General features: G+C 40.9%; 14 protein-coding genes. 3 read left to right on the top strand and 11 right to left on the bottom strand.

Features of this window, described 5'->3' with window-relative positions; all coding sequences use genetic code 11:
• The first annotated feature begins 457 nt into the window (after window positions 1-457).
• Both J3455_RS18595 and J3455_RS18590 read left to right on the top strand, forming a co-directional pair.
• On the top strand, window positions 458-1,690 hold the full coding sequence (locus J3455_RS18595) for an anaerobic sulfatase maturase (RefSeq protein WP_349562154.1): 1,233 nt from the start codon (window positions 458-460) through the stop codon (window positions 1,688-1,690).
• A 15-nt stretch (window positions 1,691-1,705) separates the two neighbouring features.
• Window positions 1,706-4,075 carry an arylsulfatase gene (locus J3455_RS18590; protein ID WP_349562153.1) on the top strand — a complete coding sequence of 790 codons (2,370 nt, stop codon included), beginning with the start codon at window positions 1,706-1,708 and terminating at the stop codon, window positions 4,073-4,075.
• An 80-nt stretch (window positions 4,076-4,155) separates the two neighbouring features.
• On the opposite strand, the gene J3455_RS18585 is transcribed toward J3455_RS18590, so the two are convergent.
• From J3455_RS18585 to lrp, 7 genes are all read right to left on the bottom strand, one after another.
• Entirely contained in the window at window positions 4,156-5,478 is a 1,323-nt protein-coding gene (locus J3455_RS18585; RefSeq protein ID WP_349562152.1) for an ABC1 kinase family protein, read from the bottom strand.
• A gap of 160 nt (window positions 5,479-5,638) precedes the next feature.
• Window positions 5,639-6,943 carry a serine--tRNA ligase gene (serS, locus tag J3455_RS18580; RefSeq protein ID WP_130051716.1) on the bottom strand — a complete coding sequence of 435 codons (1,305 nt, stop codon included), beginning with the start codon at window positions 6,941-6,943 and terminating at the stop codon, window positions 5,639-5,641.
• Window positions 6,944-6,952: 9 nt separating this feature from the next.
• Window positions 6,953-7,339 carry a fluoride efflux transporter CrcB gene (gene crcB / locus J3455_RS18575; RefSeq protein WP_130051717.1) on the bottom strand — a complete coding sequence of 129 codons (387 nt, stop codon included), beginning with the start codon at window positions 7,337-7,339 and terminating at the stop codon, window positions 6,953-6,955.
• Window positions 7,332-8,669 (bottom strand): replication-associated recombination protein A, encoded by a 1,338-nt coding sequence (locus J3455_RS18570; RefSeq protein WP_349562151.1) that lies wholly within the window; start codon window positions 8,667-8,669, stop codon window positions 7,332-7,334. The genes crcB and J3455_RS18570 overlap by 8 nt, the downstream gene beginning before the upstream one ends.
• A 3-nt stretch (window positions 8,670-8,672) precedes the next feature.
• Window positions 8,673-9,299, bottom strand: coding sequence for an outer membrane lipoprotein periplasmic chaperone LolA (gene lolA / locus J3455_RS18565; RefSeq protein ID WP_062565165.1), 627 nt, complete (start codon window positions 9,297-9,299; stop codon window positions 8,673-8,675).
• On the bottom strand, window positions 9,299-11,791 hold the full coding sequence (locus J3455_RS18560) for a DNA translocase FtsK (protein ID WP_130051720.1): 2,493 nt from the start codon (window positions 11,789-11,791) through the stop codon (window positions 9,299-9,301). The genes lolA and J3455_RS18560 overlap by 1 nt, the downstream gene beginning before the upstream one ends.
• Before the next feature lie 141 nt (window positions 11,792-11,932).
• The gene (gene lrp / locus J3455_RS18555; protein ID WP_130051721.1) at window positions 11,933-12,412 is read right to left on the bottom strand and encodes a leucine-responsive transcriptional regulator Lrp; all 480 of its coding nucleotides are present in this window, start codon (window positions 12,410-12,412) and stop codon (window positions 11,933-11,935) included.
• 142 nt (window positions 12,413-12,554) lie between these two features.
• Here lrp and ald point away from each other — a divergent pair, with 142 nt between their 5' ends.
• Window positions 12,555-13,676 (top strand): alanine dehydrogenase, encoded by a 1,122-nt coding sequence (ald, locus tag J3455_RS18550; protein ID WP_130051722.1) that lies wholly within the window; start codon window positions 12,555-12,557, stop codon window positions 13,674-13,676.
• A gap of 95 nt (window positions 13,677-13,771) precedes the next feature.
• Here ald and rluB read toward each other — a convergent pair whose 3' ends face one another.
• The 4 genes from rluB to J3455_RS18530 all read right to left on the bottom strand — a co-directional run bounded on the left by rluB (window position 13,772) and on the right by J3455_RS18530 (window position 16,524).
• Complete coding sequence (gene rluB / locus J3455_RS18545; RefSeq protein WP_130051723.1) at window positions 13,772-14,644, bottom strand: 23S rRNA pseudouridine(2605) synthase RluB; 873 nt, start codon at window positions 14,642-14,644, stop codon at window positions 13,772-13,774.
• Entirely contained in the window at window positions 14,641-15,231 is a 591-nt protein-coding gene (scpB, locus tag J3455_RS18540) for an SMC-Scp complex subunit ScpB (RefSeq protein WP_130051724.1), read from the bottom strand. Before scpB ends, rluB begins: the two co-directional genes overlap by 4 nt.
• A 131-nt stretch (window positions 15,232-15,362) precedes the next feature.
• The gene (locus J3455_RS18535; RefSeq protein WP_130051725.1) at window positions 15,363-15,884 is read right to left on the bottom strand and encodes an EF-hand domain-containing protein; all 522 of its coding nucleotides are present in this window, start codon (window positions 15,882-15,884) and stop codon (window positions 15,363-15,365) included.
• A gap of 205 nt (window positions 15,885-16,089) precedes the next feature.
• Complete coding sequence (locus J3455_RS18530; RefSeq protein WP_130051726.1) at window positions 16,090-16,524, bottom strand: exonuclease III; 435 nt, start codon at window positions 16,522-16,524, stop codon at window positions 16,090-16,092.
• Window positions 16,525-16,542 lie beyond the last annotated feature (18 nt).

The raw sequence follows: 16,542 nt of genomic DNA, 5'->3' as shown, positions 1-16,542 counted from the left end.
AATGAAAAGTTGATTTACCTAAATCAATACCTATAACTTTAACAACTGACATAATGGTTTCCTCCAATAATAGCCAACTCTGTTAGTTTAGCTAATGGGTGGGGCGTACCATCTAATTAATGAGTTACACCCTCTTAAGTTCCGCTCATAACATTTTGCGACTTTCAAGTTTGATTAAGTTCTATTAATTGGACTTCCCTGTGTATTGCGCACATTTAAATTTGTAAAACTCTGGAAACCCACACTGCCTTTTACTTTAAAAGGTTTTTCAAACCCTCAAAAATAACTAATCAATTTGGGCTTTCTGAGGGCTAGAAAAGTTTTTCTGAACTTTCTTCTTTCCATACATCAATTTATATAAATGCTGTGAATAAAATTATAATTTTTATATATATCAGTTGAATAAAAATAAATTCGTACTAACCTTAAAAGGTACATACATGATAATGGAATATTTATGAGTGGACTTCATACCACCGTCAAGGTTGTAGGTTCAAAATGTAATTACGATTGTGAATATTGTTTTTACTTAGAGAAAGATACCCTTCTGAAATCTAATAAGTCGATGCAACAGGATACTCTCGAAGCATACGTACGTAATTACATCAATAGTCAAAACACACCCGAGGTTGAATTTGCTTGGCACGGCGGTGAACCCACATTAGTTGGGCTTAATTTTTTTGAAAAAGCTGTCGAATTTCAAAGAAAATATGCAGGCCAAAAAGTTATTAAAAACACCATCCAAACTAATGGCTCCAAATTGAATAGCGATTGGTGTCGTTTTTTTAGAGAAAATAACTTTCTTGTAGGAATTAGCTTAGATGGCCCCGAATGGCTACAAGCAAAATACCGTACTAAACAAGGTAAGAGCGCATTCAACGAGATCCTCAGTGCGATTAAGCTTTTACAGAAAATGAATGTGCAATACAACGTATTAGCTTGTGTTACTAAAGAGTATTGCCAACATGGTGAAGAAATTTATACCTTTTTTCGTAAGCATAAGATTAAACATATTCAGTTTTCCCCAGTTGTAGAATCACTCCCCTCAAAAGATGAACAATCTCGAGGTCAGCACTTTGCCAGTAATCTCATTTTTTCTACTGCTAAATCCTACCAACAAAATAAATATAACCCACTTTCTTGGGCTGTAGATGCAAAGGAATACGGAAAGTTTCTTGTCGATATATTTAACCTTTGGATCAAAGAAGATGTAGGTAAGGTTTTTATTTTAAACTTTGAGCAGGCGTTAACTCAATATATTGGTAACCCCTCACCTAACTGTATTCACGCAAAAAATTGCGGCTCATCTTATGCCGTAGAGGCTAATGGCGACGTTTATTTTTGTGATCATGTTGCTTATCCCGAGTCAAAAATAGGTAATGTGATGACGAGTTCTTTTCAAGATATTGCTTCAAATAATAAAGATATTTTCAATAAAGAATCTCGTTTATCTGAACGATGTAAAAAATGTAATGTTCGTCAGTTATGTAATGGGGGTTGCCCTAAACATCGTTACCTTGCAGATACTGGCGAGTATGAGAATGTTCTGTGCGACGGGTATTTTCATTTTTTCAACTCAATCCAAAAGTATTTACATGCTATGACTCAATTACTGGCTAACGGTTACCCTGCTAGTTATGTCATGCAAGCATTAAATGGTCCGTTAATTCTGAAATCTTCTAACAATTAAAAGGGATAAAACTAAATGGATATAATTAAAAAATCAGTGGTTTTAACTAGCGCACTCACTCCATATATAGCCAGTGCTGACACACCTGATAGAACTCAGCTTCCAATTCCGGATGTAAGACCTCAAACTTACTCTCAATTAGATGTTAGAGATGTACAGCGACCAGATCCAACATCCCGTGTGAAAGCACCAGATGGAGCCCCCAATGTACTTGTAATATTACTCGATGATGTTGGTTTTAGTCAGTCATCACTGTTTGGTGGTGCTGTTGACATGCCAACGCTAAGTGCGCTGGCTAAACAAGGCTTAATGTATAACCAATTCCATACGACTGGCGTTAGCTCTGCTACGCGCACAGCAATATTAACAGGACGTAATCATCACCAAAATAACATGGGCTCTATTGCCGAGACGGCAACAGCTTTTCCTGGAAATACCGGTGTAAGACCTAATTACATCGCAGCATTACCTAAAATTTTGAAATACAACGGTTATAGCACGGCTATGTTTGGTAAAAACCATGAGATCCCAGCATGGGAAACAGGTCCAGCTGGGGTTCAAACCTTATGGCCAAAAGAAGTCGGGTTTGATAAGTTTTATGGCTTTTTTGGTGGGGAAACGGACCAATATCAACCAGTATTAATTGATGGTATTACTCGCATAAAAACGCCACGTAAGAAAGATTATCACTTTACTGAGGATATGACAGACAAAACCATTGAATGGCTAAATTTAGAACAAAGTTATAATGCCGATAAACCCTTCTTTATTTACTATGCGCCTGGCGCCGTACATGCGCCGCATCATGCTCCCAAAGAATGGATTGATAAGTACAAAGGTAAGTTCTCAATGGGCTGGGATAAATTGAGACAAGAAACATTTGAGCGACAAAAAGCAAATAACATTATTCCGAAAAATACGGTACTGCCGCCCATGCCAGATTTTGTTCCTAGATGGGATTCGCTCACTGCTGACGAAAAGCGTGTATTTGAACGACAAATGGAAGTATATGCTGGCTATTTAGCACATACGGATCATGAAATAGGTCGAGTTGTTGAAACACTTAAGAAAAATGGCGAGTTCGACAACACCCTAATTTTCTACATCGTAGGGGACAATGGAGCAAGTGCAGAGGGGAATAGAAATGGTAGCTTCAACTCGCTAGCTTTCTATAATGGCATTGACGAACCGTCTTCATATGCTCTGGAAAATATCGAAAAACTCGGTGGGCCAGAAAGTTTTCCACATTACGCTTCAGGTTGGGCTGTCGCTGGTGATTCGCCTTTTGTATGGACTAAGGGCATGGCATCAGATTATGGCGGTACACGAAACGCCATGGTAGTAAGTTGGCCTCATGGCATTAAAAAGAATGGTCAAAACATCCGTAGCCAGTGGTCACATGTCGTTGATATCGCTCCGACAGTATTAGAAACAGCTAAACTTCCTTTTCCTAAGAAAGTCGAAGGTATTAAGCAAATCCCTATGGCTGGGGTGAGTTTTGCGCAATCATTTAACAACCCCGATGCAGAAACAGATCACAAAGTTCAATACTTTGAGCTTGCTGGTAATCGAGCTATTTACAAAGATGGCTGGTTAGCAAGGGTTACACATTGGGCATTAACCGAATCATCAGCGAACTTCACTACCTTGCAAAAAGATGAGTGGGAGTTGTTTGACACCACACAGGATTGGTCTCTTTCTAACAATTTAGCTGATAAGTACCCCAAGAAACTCAAAGAAATGAAAAAGCTTTTCGATAAAGAAGCACAAGAGAATCATGTTTACCCAATTGATGACCGCACGCTTGAGCGTATGAATGCAGAAATAGCTGGCCGACCCGATGCGATGTTTGGTAAACAGAGTTTGACTTTATATGAAGGGGCTAAAGGTATTCCTGAAAACTCTTTTTTAAATATCAAAAATAAATCTTTTGATTTAGTTGCAAAAGTCATTACTGATGATGTGAAAAACACCAATGGTGTTGTTATTGCACAAGGCGGTAACTTCGCTGGTTGGACTTTATTTGTTAAAAACGGAGTACCAACATTCGAGTATAATTGGTTGACGTATGAGTATACTAAAGTCTCTGGTTCGGAACTCAAAAAGGGTGAAAATGAGATCAAAGTTGAGTTTCGTTATGATGAAGATGGCAAAGGGGGTAAAGGGAACGCCGTAGGTTTAGGAAAAGGTGGTAATGTATACTTATACGTTAACGGCAAACTTGCAGCTAAAAAGCTGATCCCAAATACAATTGCCAGCTTATTCTCACTTGATGATGGTGTGGGTATTGGTGAAGATGAGGGTGGTGCCGTAAGTCTTGACTATGAAGCCCCTTTTACTTTTAACAAAAAAATAGAACAAGTAACGACTTCTATTGTTCAATAGATAAGATGCAATAGATAAAGGTTAACTCTAAGAGTCCCGCATTTCATTTGCGGGACTTTTGATTAACCTACTTTGATATATTATCTACTCTTCTGCCGCTTAAACTCTTCAAAAATACTGTTTACATTCACTTTTGCGCCTAGCTTTGCAGCGATTAAATAGAGTCCTGCGAGTTTTCTGTGAACAAATAAGGCATCTACAGGGGGCGCGTGCCAGTGCTCAGAGGCTGTACTCATTTTTATGCCGAGTTCTTTGATGCGTTTTGGTAAGTCGCTATTTGCAAAATCATACTCACCTTGATGGCGCAGTGGCTCGCAGGCAAGTAGAAATATCTCGACAACATTATCTATATATTCTTGAGCTAGCCCTTGTTGAAAATAGCCAATATGCTGCGCAGCTGTTGCAACCCCTGCTCTGTCATTATTTATTGCAGCAGATAATAACTGTAAGTAGCCATCACTAATATGCTGAGGTAGCTCACGGGTAGCGCCAAAGTCTAAAAGCACTAAGCGTTGATTGTCGATTTGATATTGATAGTTGGCAAAGTTTGGATCTGTTTGAACTAGTTTAAAGCTAAATAATTCACGTAAAAATAGGCTTAGTAACTGTTCAACCGCTTTATTACGTAGCGCTTGCTCTGTGGTTGCCAGTTCATCTAGCTCTTGTCCTTCAACAAAGCTCATGACTAACACTTGAGAAGAACTAAGCGAATCTACCACATTTGGAATAAGGTAATTGTCGTCACCCTTTAAACACTCGCTGTAGCGTTTTAAATAATTAGCTTCTAATTCGTAGTCAGCTTCGTTTATAAGCTGTTGTTTTGCTTCATCGATAAGAGGCTGTATTTCTACCTCTTTGGGTAATAAGCCACTGAGCTTAAGAAGGTAAGCTAAGTTATCAACATCACTGGCGATACCTTTTGCAATACCTGGGTATTGAACTTTAACTGCTAGTTTTTCGCCCGATTCTCGGTAAGCAATATGCACTTGCCCTATCGATGCTGCAGCAAATGGTCTGAGTTCAAAGTGCGATAAGTGCTCTAGCCATGCATCGCCCCAATGCTCACGCATTACTTTAACTAGCTGCTTTTGCGGCATAGCTGTCGCCTCTGCACGCAGCCTTGCTAAGATTGCAGATAACTCAGGTGTAAGTAATTCGCCACTGTCCATAGACAGTAGCTGCCCCAATTTCATTGCTGCGCCACGCAGGTTTGCAAGTTGCTCTGCAAAGCGTTGAATATTTTTTGGCTGTAACAATAACTCTTGTCGTGATGTTTGCTTACCCATAGCCCATGCTTTTGTGCCTTCAAACAACATATTACCCGCGACTTTACCAGCTAAAGAACCAAGCCGAGCAGCGCGTGAAAACCGTGATGTTGGCACAGACTTTTGTTTATTACTCATATTGCTTCACACTATTAACTTAATGCTTTGAATACGTTGATTGTCGAGGTTTAGATCGACTTTAGCTTAATCGCTTTACTCTCTTTTGTTCTATTTAATTTAGCCAACAAAAAAGCCGCATGGTTTCCCGATGCGGCTTTAAAGCTCAGAATAATTAAAGTTATTTAATAACTTCTAAGCCACCCATATATGGGCGTAATACTTCTGGAACAACAATCGAGCCGTCAGCTTGTTGGTAGTTCTCTAAGATTGCTACAAGTGTACGACCAACCGCTAAACCTGAACCATTTAGTGTGTGTAGTAACTCTGGCTTTTTCTCGCCTTGACGACGGAAACGCGCTTGCATACGACGCGCTTGGAAATCAACCATGTTTGAACATGATGAGATTTCACGATAGGTGTTTTGTGCAGGTAACCAAACTTCTAAATCGTAAGTTTTTGCTGCGCCAAAGCCCATATCACCCGTACATAAAATTACTTTACGGTAAGGAAGCTCTAATGCTTGTAAGATTTGCTCAGCGTGACCTGTTAGTTCTTCTAGTGCTTGCATTGAATCTTCTGGTTTTACAAGTTGTACTAATTCAACTTTGTCGAATTGGTGTTGACGAATAAGACCACGTGTATCACGACCATAGCTACCAGCTTCACTACGGAAACATGGTGTGTGAGCAGTTAAGCGAATTGGTAAATCGCTTTCGTCGTAGATTTCGTCACGGGCACTATTTGTAAGCGGTACTTCAGCAGTTGGAATTAAGCTAAAACCAGGTTGTTGCTGACCGTCGTCATCCACTAAACCTAATGTATGGAATAAGTCACCGGCAAACTTAGGTAATTGGCTTGTACCGTATAAGCTTGCGCTATTTACTAGGTAAGGCACATACATTTCTGTGTAGCCATTTTGCTCTGTGTGCGTATCAAGCATAAACTGAGTAAGAGCACGGTGCATACGGGCCACTTGGCCGCGCATAACAGTAAAACGTGCGCCACTGATTTTAACACCCATTTCAAAGTCTAGGCCGTTTACGTCTTGACCAACATCTACGTGATCTTTTACTTCAAAATCATATGACTTAGGCGTGCCCCACGTTAAAATTTCAACGTTTTGCTCTTCGTCTTCACCAACTGGCACAGACTCATCAGGTAAGTTTGGAATAGCTAGCGCGATTTGCTTAAGCTCTTCTAATACAGCGTCTTGCTCTGCTTTAACGCTGTCTAGTTGGTCACCAAGAGTACTTACTGAATCAAGCAACTGTTGTGCTTTCTCGTGCTCGCCTTTCGCTTTTGCTTGGCCGATAGCTTTGGAACTTGCATTACGCTCGCTTTGAAGTTCTTGCGTTTTTACTTGTAATGTTTTGCGTTTTTCTTCAAGTGCAGTTACCGCTGCAATATCAAGTTCGAAACCACGTGTTGCTAAACGTGCAGCCGCTTGTTCGATATCTTGACGTAAATATTTAGAATCTAACATGTTTGATTTTTAACCTTTTTGCATTACCAGCTGAAGGCCCAGCCAAGCCATAAATATACACACCACCACGTTTAAGGTGATATTGAGGGCCATTTTAAAAAAGTGACCTTGTTGCATTAGCAACAACGAATCCATTGAGAATGTTGAAAAGGTGGTCAATGCACCTAAAAAGCCAATACCAATTAAGGTTTTAGCGGGGCTAACAGCGATTATTTCTTTTTCAATCAAGCCGTATAATATGCCCATTAACAATGAACCAAGAATATTAACTGTCAACGTGCCAAAAGGGAATCCCCTACCGAGCAGTTTTAGCATGGTTTCGCTAAGAAAATAGCGCAAACACGCCCCAGAAGCACCACCCATTGCAATCATCATGTAAAGTTTCAAACTATTCATAACGTTTAATATCACTTTGCTCGTTGCGCTGGGTTAAATATTCCAGCTTTTGTTTTATTTTTTGTTCAAGCCCGCGATCTGTTGGGAAGTAATACTGACGATCATGAATTGCTTCTGGGAAATACTTCTCGCCAGCAGCAAATGCGCCTTCTTCATTGTGTGCATAACGATACTCTGCACCATAGCCTAAATCTTTCATTAGACTTGTTGGCGCATTACGTAAATGCTCTGGCACAGGATAACTGGGTTCATTTTTAGCATCTTGCATTGCTTGATTAAACGCCATATACACCGCGTTACTTTTCGGTGCGCTGGCTAAGTAAATGGTGGCCTGAGCTATAGCGCGCTCACCTTCACTTGGACCAACACGTTGAAAAATATCCCATGCATTTAGTGCTACTTCCATTGCACGTGGGTCGGCATTGCCGATATCCTCTGTAGCAATCGCTAATAAACGCCTAGCTACATAAAGCGGGTCGCCGCCACCTGCTAAAATTCGGCAGTACCAATATAAGGCGCCATCAGGAGAACTACCACGCACCGATTTATGAAACGCTGAAATTAAGTCGTAGAACTCATCGCCGCCTTTGTCGTACTTGGCTAAGTGAGTTGGTAGAACTTGGCTTAAAACATGTTGATCAACATGGTATTTGCCCTGCTGCTCAGTGGTTAAATCAACAGCTTGTTCTAGTAAGTTAAGCACTTTACGAGCATCGCCATCACTTGCTTGGCAAAGTGCTTGTTTGGCGTTATCGGCAATTTCAATGTGTTTTTGGCTTAGCTCAACGTCTTCGCGTAAAGCGCGCTCAATCACAGTAAATAAATCGGCTTGCTCAAGTGCTTTTAATACATAAACACGGGCACGAGAAAGTATCGCGTTATTAAGTGCAAATGATGGGTTTTCGGTGGTCGCGCCAACAAAAATAAAAGTACCATCTTCAATATGTGGTAAGAATGCATCTTGCTGAGATTTATTAAATCGATGCACTTCGTCGACAAACAGTAAGGTGCGTTGTCCTCGCCCTGCAAGATTTGCTTTTGCTTCGCTTACCGCTTCACGAATGTCTTTGACACCTGCTGTGACCGCCGACATTTGAATAAGGCTTGCATCGGCATGGTTCGCAATAATTTGCGCTAACGTAGTTTTACCAACGCCTGGCGGCCCCCACAAAATGAGGCTGTGGCATCGACCTGCAAGAATGGCTTGGTAAAGAGGTTTATCGGGGCTTAAAAGGTGCTGCTGACCTATGTAGTCATTGAGTGTTTCGGGTCGCATGCGCGCCGCAAGTGGGCGCACATCAGGACCAAAATTAAATCCGAGATTACTCAAGCCTTAATCACCTTGGCTTTGGTCGTCAACTTCAACGCCCTCAGGAATGGTAAATTCAAAGGTTTGAGTTGCAAGTGCTTCGTTTACTTTAGCATCTTTAAAGGTAAATAAAGACTGCTGACCAGAGGTATCTAATACTGTCAGTGATGCTAGGCCTTGTTCTTTAGCATTAAAGCTAATGTCTAACTTTTCAACTTGGCTCTCAACGCCTTTGTTTGGTGTTACGCTAAAGCCTGCATCGGTTGCCACAACTTGGTATTTAGCCCATTGCTCAGGATCTTTAGAGGTCAACAATACAAACGGTGTTGAATCAATCAAGCTGTGGGTATTCATAATCGTTACTTGCTCAGCAAAGCTATCGAAGTAATAAGTTTTGTCGCCATTAGATACAAACAAGGTATCGTCTGGGCTTTGCTGTTGCCAGCGGATCATCATAGGTTGTTGAAGAGCAATATTCCCTTCACCTTGCATGATAGCTTCGCCTTGCGAATCGGTAACTTGCTGCGAAAACTCTGCTTTAAAACTTTTAATCGCAGCCAGTTGTTGTTGCAATGCTTCGCTGTCGTCTGCAAAACTTTGACCGCTTAATAAACAACCCATAATTAGGGCTAGGTATTTAATTTTTTTCATTAATTTGCTCCACCATTTGGCACTAAGACCTCGCGGGCACCGTTATGTCCTGGTGCGCTAACAATGCCTGATGTTTCCATTTGTTCAACTAAACGAGCTGCGCGGTTATAACCTACACGAAGCTTACGCTGTACACTCGATACCGACACTTTGCCGGTTTCAATTACAAATGATACTGCTTCATCGTAAAGCGGATCTGACTCTTCATCACCGTCTTCACTGGTTTCTCCTGGTAGTAGAATTTCTTCTGTGGCATCGCCACTCAAAATTTCATCTATATAATTTGGTTTGCCACGTTTTTTCCAATCATCTACGACCGCATGAACTTCGTGGTCGTCAACAAACGCGCCATGCACACGCACTGGTACACTAGTACCTGGCGGTAAGTAAAGCATGTCACCCATACCAAGTAAGTTTTCAGCACCTTGCTGATCTAAAATGGTACGCGAATCAATTTTACTTGAAACTTGGAACGCCATACGTGTTGGAATATTCGCTTTAATCAAACCTGTAATAACGTCAACCGATGGGCGTTGTGTTGCTAATACTAAGTGAATACCTGCAGCACGGGCTTTTTGTGCGATACGTGCAATCAGCTCTTCCACTTTTTTACCCACGATCATCATCATGTCGGCAAATTCGTCAATAACCACCACAATACTTGGTAGTTTATCTAGCTCTTCAGGGCCATCGGCCATACCGTCGGTATCTTTAAACAGTGGATCTAGAATTGGTTGACCCGCTTCTTTGGCATCCAACACTTTTTGGTTGTAACCTTTTAAGTTACGCACCCCAAGTGCCGACATCAGCTTATAACGACGTTCCATTTCGCCTACACACCAACGCAATGCATTGGCTGCTTCTTTCATGTCAGTAACAACTTCACATAATAAATGTGGGATGCCTTCGTACACAGAAAGTTCAAGCATTTTCGGGTCGATCATGATCATACGAACATCATCAGGGCCCGATTTGTATAGTAAGCTTAATATCATTACATTAACGCCCACTGACTTACCTGAACCAGTTGTACCCGCAACAAGTAAATGTGGCATTTTGCCAAGGTCAGCACACACTGGCTCGCCAGCAATGTCTTTACCTAACACCATAGTCAGTGGTGATGGGTTTGATTCAAATTTAGGTGCGTTAATAACTTCACTTAAACGCACGATTTCACGATGTTTGTTAGGTAACTCTAAACCAACATAAGTTTTACCCGGAATAACTTCTACAACACGTACGCTTACTGCAGAGAGTGAACGCGCTAAATCTTTAGCTAAGCCAGTGATTTTAGCTACTTTAATACCCGGCGCTAAATCAAGCTCAAAACGCGTTACAACCGGACCTGGGTATACACCCACAACCGCAGCTTGAATGTTAAAATCAAGTAATTTGGTTTCAACTAAACGAGAAATACCATCTAATTCTTCTTGTGATAATGGGTTTTTCGCTTTATCTGGACGATCTAATAAATCCAGCGATGGTAACGGATTTACAGGCGGTTGCTCTTCGAGCAAGGCTTCGAATTTTTCTTTCGCTGTTGGTGGTGGCTGATACGCAGGTTTCGGTTTAGGCATTGGGCGAGCAGGCGAAACAACCGTTGTTACAGGCTTTTCTTGCTCTACTACAGGGCTCTGATCAAGCGCATTAAGTGCCGATACGGTATCGAATGATTCATCATCAAGAGCACTGAATCCAATTTCTTGGTCAAGAATATCATCAAGCTCATCAAAGCCTTTGAAGTCTTCATCTGCTTTTTCAGCAGACTTTTGCTGTTGCTTGGTCGCTTTTGGCTCATCTTCATCAGCATCATTGAAGCTAATAGCTGGCTCGTTTTCTGGTTCTACAAAGTTGGCGTCAGGCTCTGTGGTGGCGACATCTTTAACTGCTTCTTTTTCACGGTGCATCCAAGCAGAAAATTGCTCACGTAAAAAGTAGAATAATTTCATTACCCACTTGCCGACAAAATCGACAAATTGCACCCAAGAAATCCCCGTTAATAGGGTTAATCCAGCAAAGAAAAAGCACAGTAATAGAATCGAGGTGCCGGTAAAATTAAAGGTCGGCATCATTGCTGTTGCAATGACATCCCCTACTACCCCACCAGATGAGAAGTTATAAATATCGTCGAAGTTAATGCTGCTAATGGCAGTCGCTGAAGTAATAAACAGCGCAAAGCCAATGACACGTAAGGCAAGTGTGGTGTAATCAAGCTGAAAAATACGATGTGGCTGTTTAAACAATAAATAACCAAATAATTGAATAGCAACAGGGACTAAATAAGCAAGCCAGCCAAAAGTGAGTAATAGGATATCTGCAACCCAGGCCCCCGCAGTGCCGGTAATATTTTTAACATTAACAAATTCACCGGTTTGCGACCATGAAGGGTCCGCAGGATCAAAACTGATTAATGCACATAAAATAAATACTGCAGCAAAGGTGCTGATGATTAGCCCCGTTTCTAACAGTCTTTGAACACCATTTAGGCGCATAGCTCCCTATTCCTTATTATTCTTTACTGATCGATTAGCAGTGAAATACCTTAGCAGGAAATGCCGTTTGATGCACTTTATCTTAGCCTTGATGGACTGATAATGAACAAGTTTTTGTTACTCTATGTGTATTTTAACAGTTTAAGCAATATATGGGCGAATAATGACCCCTTCTTCACCTTTTACTTCTTCCATTACCACATACGTTCGGCTTTCACTGACATTAGGTAGTTTTAGTAGAATATCGCCTAGTACATTTCGATATTCCGACATATCATTTACCCGCGTTTTTAATAAAAAGTCGAAATTACCCGACACCAAGTGACATTCAATAATTTCGTCGTGCTTTTTAACAGCGGCGTTAAACTCTTCGAACACATCAGGTGATGTTTTGGTGATGGTCACTTCTACATAAACGGATAAACCCTGCCCAAGCTTAGCAGGATCTACTACCGCTTTATATCCGAGTATATACCCCTCCCTTTCAAGCTTTTTTACACGCTCTAAACACGGGGTGGCACTTAGCCCTACACGCCTTGCCAGCTCTACGTTAGAGATCCGACCATCGTGCTGTAATTCCATTAATATTTTACGGTCTATTCTGTCGAGTAATTGATGCATAAGCCAAACCAGAGTTTTGCACTGTTTTTAAGTTATTTTTAGATTATATCACTAGAAGCACATTAAAAAAAGGTGAGACACACTGGCTAGTCATGAATATAATAGTCAAAAATTTTATCCCGTTCTATTAAGGCGAAAAACTATGATTATTGGTGTACCTAAAGAAATCAAAAACCATGAATACCGTGTAGGTATGGTTCCTGCGAGTGTTCGTGAACTAGTAAACCATGGCCACCAAGTGTTTGTTGAGACTGATGCTGGTATGGGCATTGGCTTTACGAACGAAGATTATATTGCGGCTGGTGCTGAAATTTTACCAACAGCAGCAGACGTTTTTGCTAAAGCTGAAATGATCGTTAAAGTAAAAGAGCCACAAGCTGTTGAGCGTGCTATGTTACGCGAAGACCAAATTCTATTTACTTACCTTCACTTAGCACCGGATCTTCCACAAACTGAAGACCTTGTTAAAAGTGGCGCAGTATGTATCGCTTACGAAACAGTAACTGATTCACGTGGCGGTTTACCACTTCTAGCTCCTATGAGTGAAGTTGCAGGTCGTATGTCTATTCAAGCTGGTGCACAAGCGCTTGAAAAAGCAAACCACGGCCGTGGTATGTTACTTGGTGGTGTACCAGGTGTTGAGCCAGCTAAAGTAGTTGTTATCGGCGGCGGCATGGTTGGTCGTAGCGCAGCGCAAATGGCTGTTGGCCTAGGTGCTGATGTTGTTGTTCTTGACCGCAACATCGATGTATTACGTGCATTAGATGCGCAGTTCGGTAATAAAGTTAAAGCTATCTACTCTACAGCTGACGCGTTAGAAAAACACGTACTAGAAGCTGACCTTGTGATCGGTGGCGTATTAATCCCTGGTGCTGCAGCGCCTAAACTAGTTACGGCTGAGCACATCAAAGCAATGAAACCTGGTTCTGCAATCGTTGACGTTGCAATCGACCAAGGTGGTTGTATCGCAACTTCTAAAGCGACAACTCATGCTGATCCTACTTTCATCGTTGATGAAGTTGTTCACTACTGTGTTGCTAACATGCCAGGTGCTGTACCACGTACTTCGACGTTTGCACTTAACAACGCAACATTACCGTTCATCATCAACCTTGCTAACAAAGGCTACAAGAAAGCGCTTCTTGACGATGCAAACTTCTTAAAAGGCTTAAACGTGATCAAAGGCCAAGTTACTTATAAAGAAGTAGCTGAAGCTTTCAACATGGAATATGTTGACCCACGTACAGCTGTTGAAAATGCTTAATTAGCATTGTGAAACAAAAAAAGCAGCGATATCGCTGCTTTTTTTATGCCAGTTTGCAAATAAATCGCTTTATCTGCAAACCGCTATATTATTGATTAACGACGCTTAGTTTGTTTAGCGCGTTGATTGTGCTTTTTAACCGCCTTACGAATTTGGTTAATTTTAGCACGCTTGTCTTTACGCTTTTCAGGAATAACCGACAGCTTAGTTTGCGTTTCGCGGCCTAGTTGTACTGTTTTACGTAAATAGTTTACCGTATCTAAATCAAGCTCAGCCCAACCACCTTGAGGTAAGCGCTTATCAAGCTCTAACTTACCGTAACGAATACGGATAAGACGCGATACTTCAACATCTTGTGATTGCCATAAACGACGTACTTCGCGGTTTCGACCTTCAGTTAATGTGACATTGAACCAACGATTGATCCCCTCACCACCCATAGGTTTGATGTTCAAGAATTTTGCAGGGCCATCATCAAGTTCAACACCTTTTGTTAAAGTGCGCAGCGTATCATTAGTTACTTCGCCGAATACACGAGCAGAGTATTCACGCTCTACTTCGTAACTTGGGTGCATTAAACGATTTGCAAGTTCACCATCATTGGTGAACAGCATTAATCCTGCGGTATTAATATCTAAACGACCTACCGCTATCCAGCGCTCGCCATCAACACGTGGTAAGCGATCAAATACCGTACGGCGGCCTTCCGGATCTTTACGTGTACATAACTCACCTTCTGGTTTGTTATACATAAGCACACGACAAATACGGTCAGCTTTGTCTTCAATTTTTACCACGTGACCGTCAACACGAATCACATCGGTTGTTTCTACACGGTCGCCTAAACGCGCCACTTTACCATTCACGCTCACGCGGTTGGCATCGATGTATTTTTCCATTTCACGACGTGAACCCACGCCTGCACGGGCTAATACTTTTTGTAACTTTTCAGTTTCTAAATTACTCATTCAGATAGTTCTCTCACAGAAGGATCGCTCAATAGCTGGTTGATTTTACTCTCCTGAAGTTCAGGTAATGGTGGTAATTCATCTAAACCAGCTAATGAAAAATAGTCTAAGAAAGCGGATGTTGTTGCATACAAAGCAGGGCGACCTGGCACTTCTTTGTGGCCCACAACCCTTACCCACTCTCTTTCTAATAAGGTTTTAATAATCCCTGAGCCAACGGTTACTCCCCGTACTTGTTCAATTTCACCACGGGTAATAGGTTGCCTGTAGGCAATCAAGGATAAAGTTTCTAATAGTGCTCTTGAGTATTTAGGTGCGCGCTCTTGCCATAAGTTTGCCAGCCAAGGTGCTAAACTCGCACAGGCCTGAAATCTATAACCGCTACCTACTGCAACAAGCTTGATACCTCTGGTTTGATAATGCGTTTGAATCTGTTCAATTGCATTATTAATGCGTGGCATAGATACGCTTAAATCAGCTAATACTGTTTCTTTTAAATGCCGTTTAGACACGGGTTTTCCAGCAACAAAAATCGCAGCTTCTATGATTTCGACTAACTGTTCATCACTGATACGTTTTGTGGCCATCGTTACTAAAGGTCATTTTAAATCACTAACGCTCTATTATGACAGAAGTCAGCCAAGGTTGGAAAAATTATTATAAAAAAGCCAGTGTAAAACACTGGCTTTGGGGGATATTTCAAAAATGAATAATGAAATTAGCTGTTTTTAACCATTTCAAGGGCATCATCTTCGGCAACATCGCTGCCATATTTGCTAATGTAGTTGATAAATTCAGTACGACTTACACGCTTATCTTTGTTGCTATCCATATAGCCAAAATGATTTGCGATGTCGTCGTCATCTGCTTCTTCAATTGATACATAACCATTTTTATCGTTATCTAACGATTTAAAGTCATTTTCGATGCGGTCAAATCTAGCAATTTCTGCTTTAAATGCTGATTCAGACACCTCGCTATCAGTTGCCACTTTACCTGTATTTAACTGCATATAAGTATTAAATTCAGTGCGGCTAATTTGCTCATCCATGTTGGTATCGATATTTGAAAAATGATCCCAAATTGCATCGTCATCAGCTTCTACTTTAGAGATATAACCGTCATTGTCATTATCTAGGCTACCAAAATCACTGTCGATTTTTGCTAAAGAGTTACTTGCAGAACATGCTGATAGGCTTAATGCTGCCAAAATTGTTGATGCTAGAGTTAACTTGTTCATAAGACATTTCCTTGTAGTCGATTAGATTCACTTTGACTATTACAAGTTGAATGCCAAAATGTCTTACTGACTAAAATCAAGCACTTACAAAATAGTTAAGCTAAGGTTAAGCCTATGATTTAGCAAGCTTTTCATAGCTTGCTGTAATTTTTTCATAAAAAAAGCGCTCATATGAGCGCTTTTCCATATAGCCATAATATCGCTATTAGATAGCTGCGTTTTGGTAACGCTTAACGAAGTCTGTTACAGCTTCGCCATTACATTTTAAGGTGTTTAAGTTACCAATTTTTTCACGCACAGGTGTTAAACCTTTTTTAAGTGCTGTGATACAAAGTTGAGTTTCTTTTTGCTCATTTTTAGCAAACACTTCAACTGCTGCTTTTGATGCTGAATTTTGTGATTGTGCTTTTTTAGCAATGTCACGGATGTCAGTACCGTTGCATAAAATGCTTTTTGAAAAACGCGACATTGAAATGCCATGCTTTGCTGCTTCTTTACGTGCAGCGGTAAACCCTTCATTCGCACTTAAGCTACATAATTTAGATTCAATACGGTTATCAGCTGAAAAGTAGTGCGGGTTGCTTGCTAATGAGCCAAATGAGATACATGCAAGAGAAAGCATCACTAATTGTTTTTTCATGGTTTACCTTTAAATAGT

The sequence above is a fragment of the Pseudoalteromonas sp. NFXS39 genome (assembly GCF_040148775.1).
Taxonomy (GTDB): Bacteria; Pseudomonadota; Gammaproteobacteria; order Enterobacterales; family Alteromonadaceae; genus Pseudoalteromonas; species Pseudoalteromonas apostichopi.
This window is presented reverse-complemented; position numbering and strand designations above follow the sequence as displayed.

What these genes read in the sequence shown, in the direction of transcription:
- J3455_RS18535 (WP_130051725.1), bottom strand. Translation starts at nt 15,884, where the DNA reads ATGAACAAGTTAACTCTAGCATCAACAATTTTGGCAGCATTAAGCCTA.
- lrp (WP_130051721.1), bottom strand. Translation starts at nt 12,412, where the DNA reads ATGCATCAATTACTCGACAGAATAGACCGTAAAATATTAATGGAATTA.
- serS (WP_130051716.1), bottom strand. Translation starts at nt 6,943, where the DNA reads ATGTTAGATTCTAAATATTTACGTCAAGATATCGAACAAGCGGCTGCA.
- lolA (WP_062565165.1), bottom strand. Translation starts at nt 9,299, where the DNA reads ATGAAAAAAATTAAATACCTAGCCCTAATTATGGGTTGTTTATTAAGC.
- ald (WP_130051722.1), top strand. Translation starts at nt 12,555, where the DNA reads ATGATTATTGGTGTACCTAAAGAAATCAAAAACCATGAATACCGTGTA.
- J3455_RS18590 (WP_349562153.1), top strand. Translation starts at nt 1,706, where the DNA reads ATGGATATAATTAAAAAATCAGTGGTTTTAACTAGCGCACTCACTCCA.
- crcB (WP_130051717.1), bottom strand. Translation starts at nt 7,339, where the DNA reads ATGAATAGTTTGAAACTTTACATGATGATTGCAATGGGTGGTGCTTCT.
- scpB (WP_130051724.1), bottom strand. Translation starts at nt 15,231, where the DNA reads ATGGCCACAAAACGTATCAGTGATGAACAGTTAGTCGAAATCATAGAA.
- J3455_RS18585 (WP_349562152.1), bottom strand. Translation starts at nt 5,478, where the DNA reads ATGAGTAATAAACAAAAGTCTGTGCCAACATCACGGTTTTCACGCGCT.
- J3455_RS18560 (WP_130051720.1), bottom strand. Translation starts at nt 11,791, where the DNA reads ATGCGCCTAAATGGTGTTCAAAGACTGTTAGAAACGGGGCTAATCATC.
- rluB (WP_130051723.1), bottom strand. Translation starts at nt 14,644, where the DNA reads ATGAGTAATTTAGAAACTGAAAAGTTACAAAAAGTATTAGCCCGTGCA.
- J3455_RS18530 (WP_130051726.1), bottom strand. Translation starts at nt 16,524, where the DNA reads ATGAAAAAACAATTAGTGATGCTTTCTCTTGCATGTATCTCATTTGGC.
- J3455_RS18595 (WP_349562154.1), top strand. Translation starts at nt 458, where the DNA reads ATGAGTGGACTTCATACCACCGTCAAGGTTGTAGGTTCAAAATGTAAT.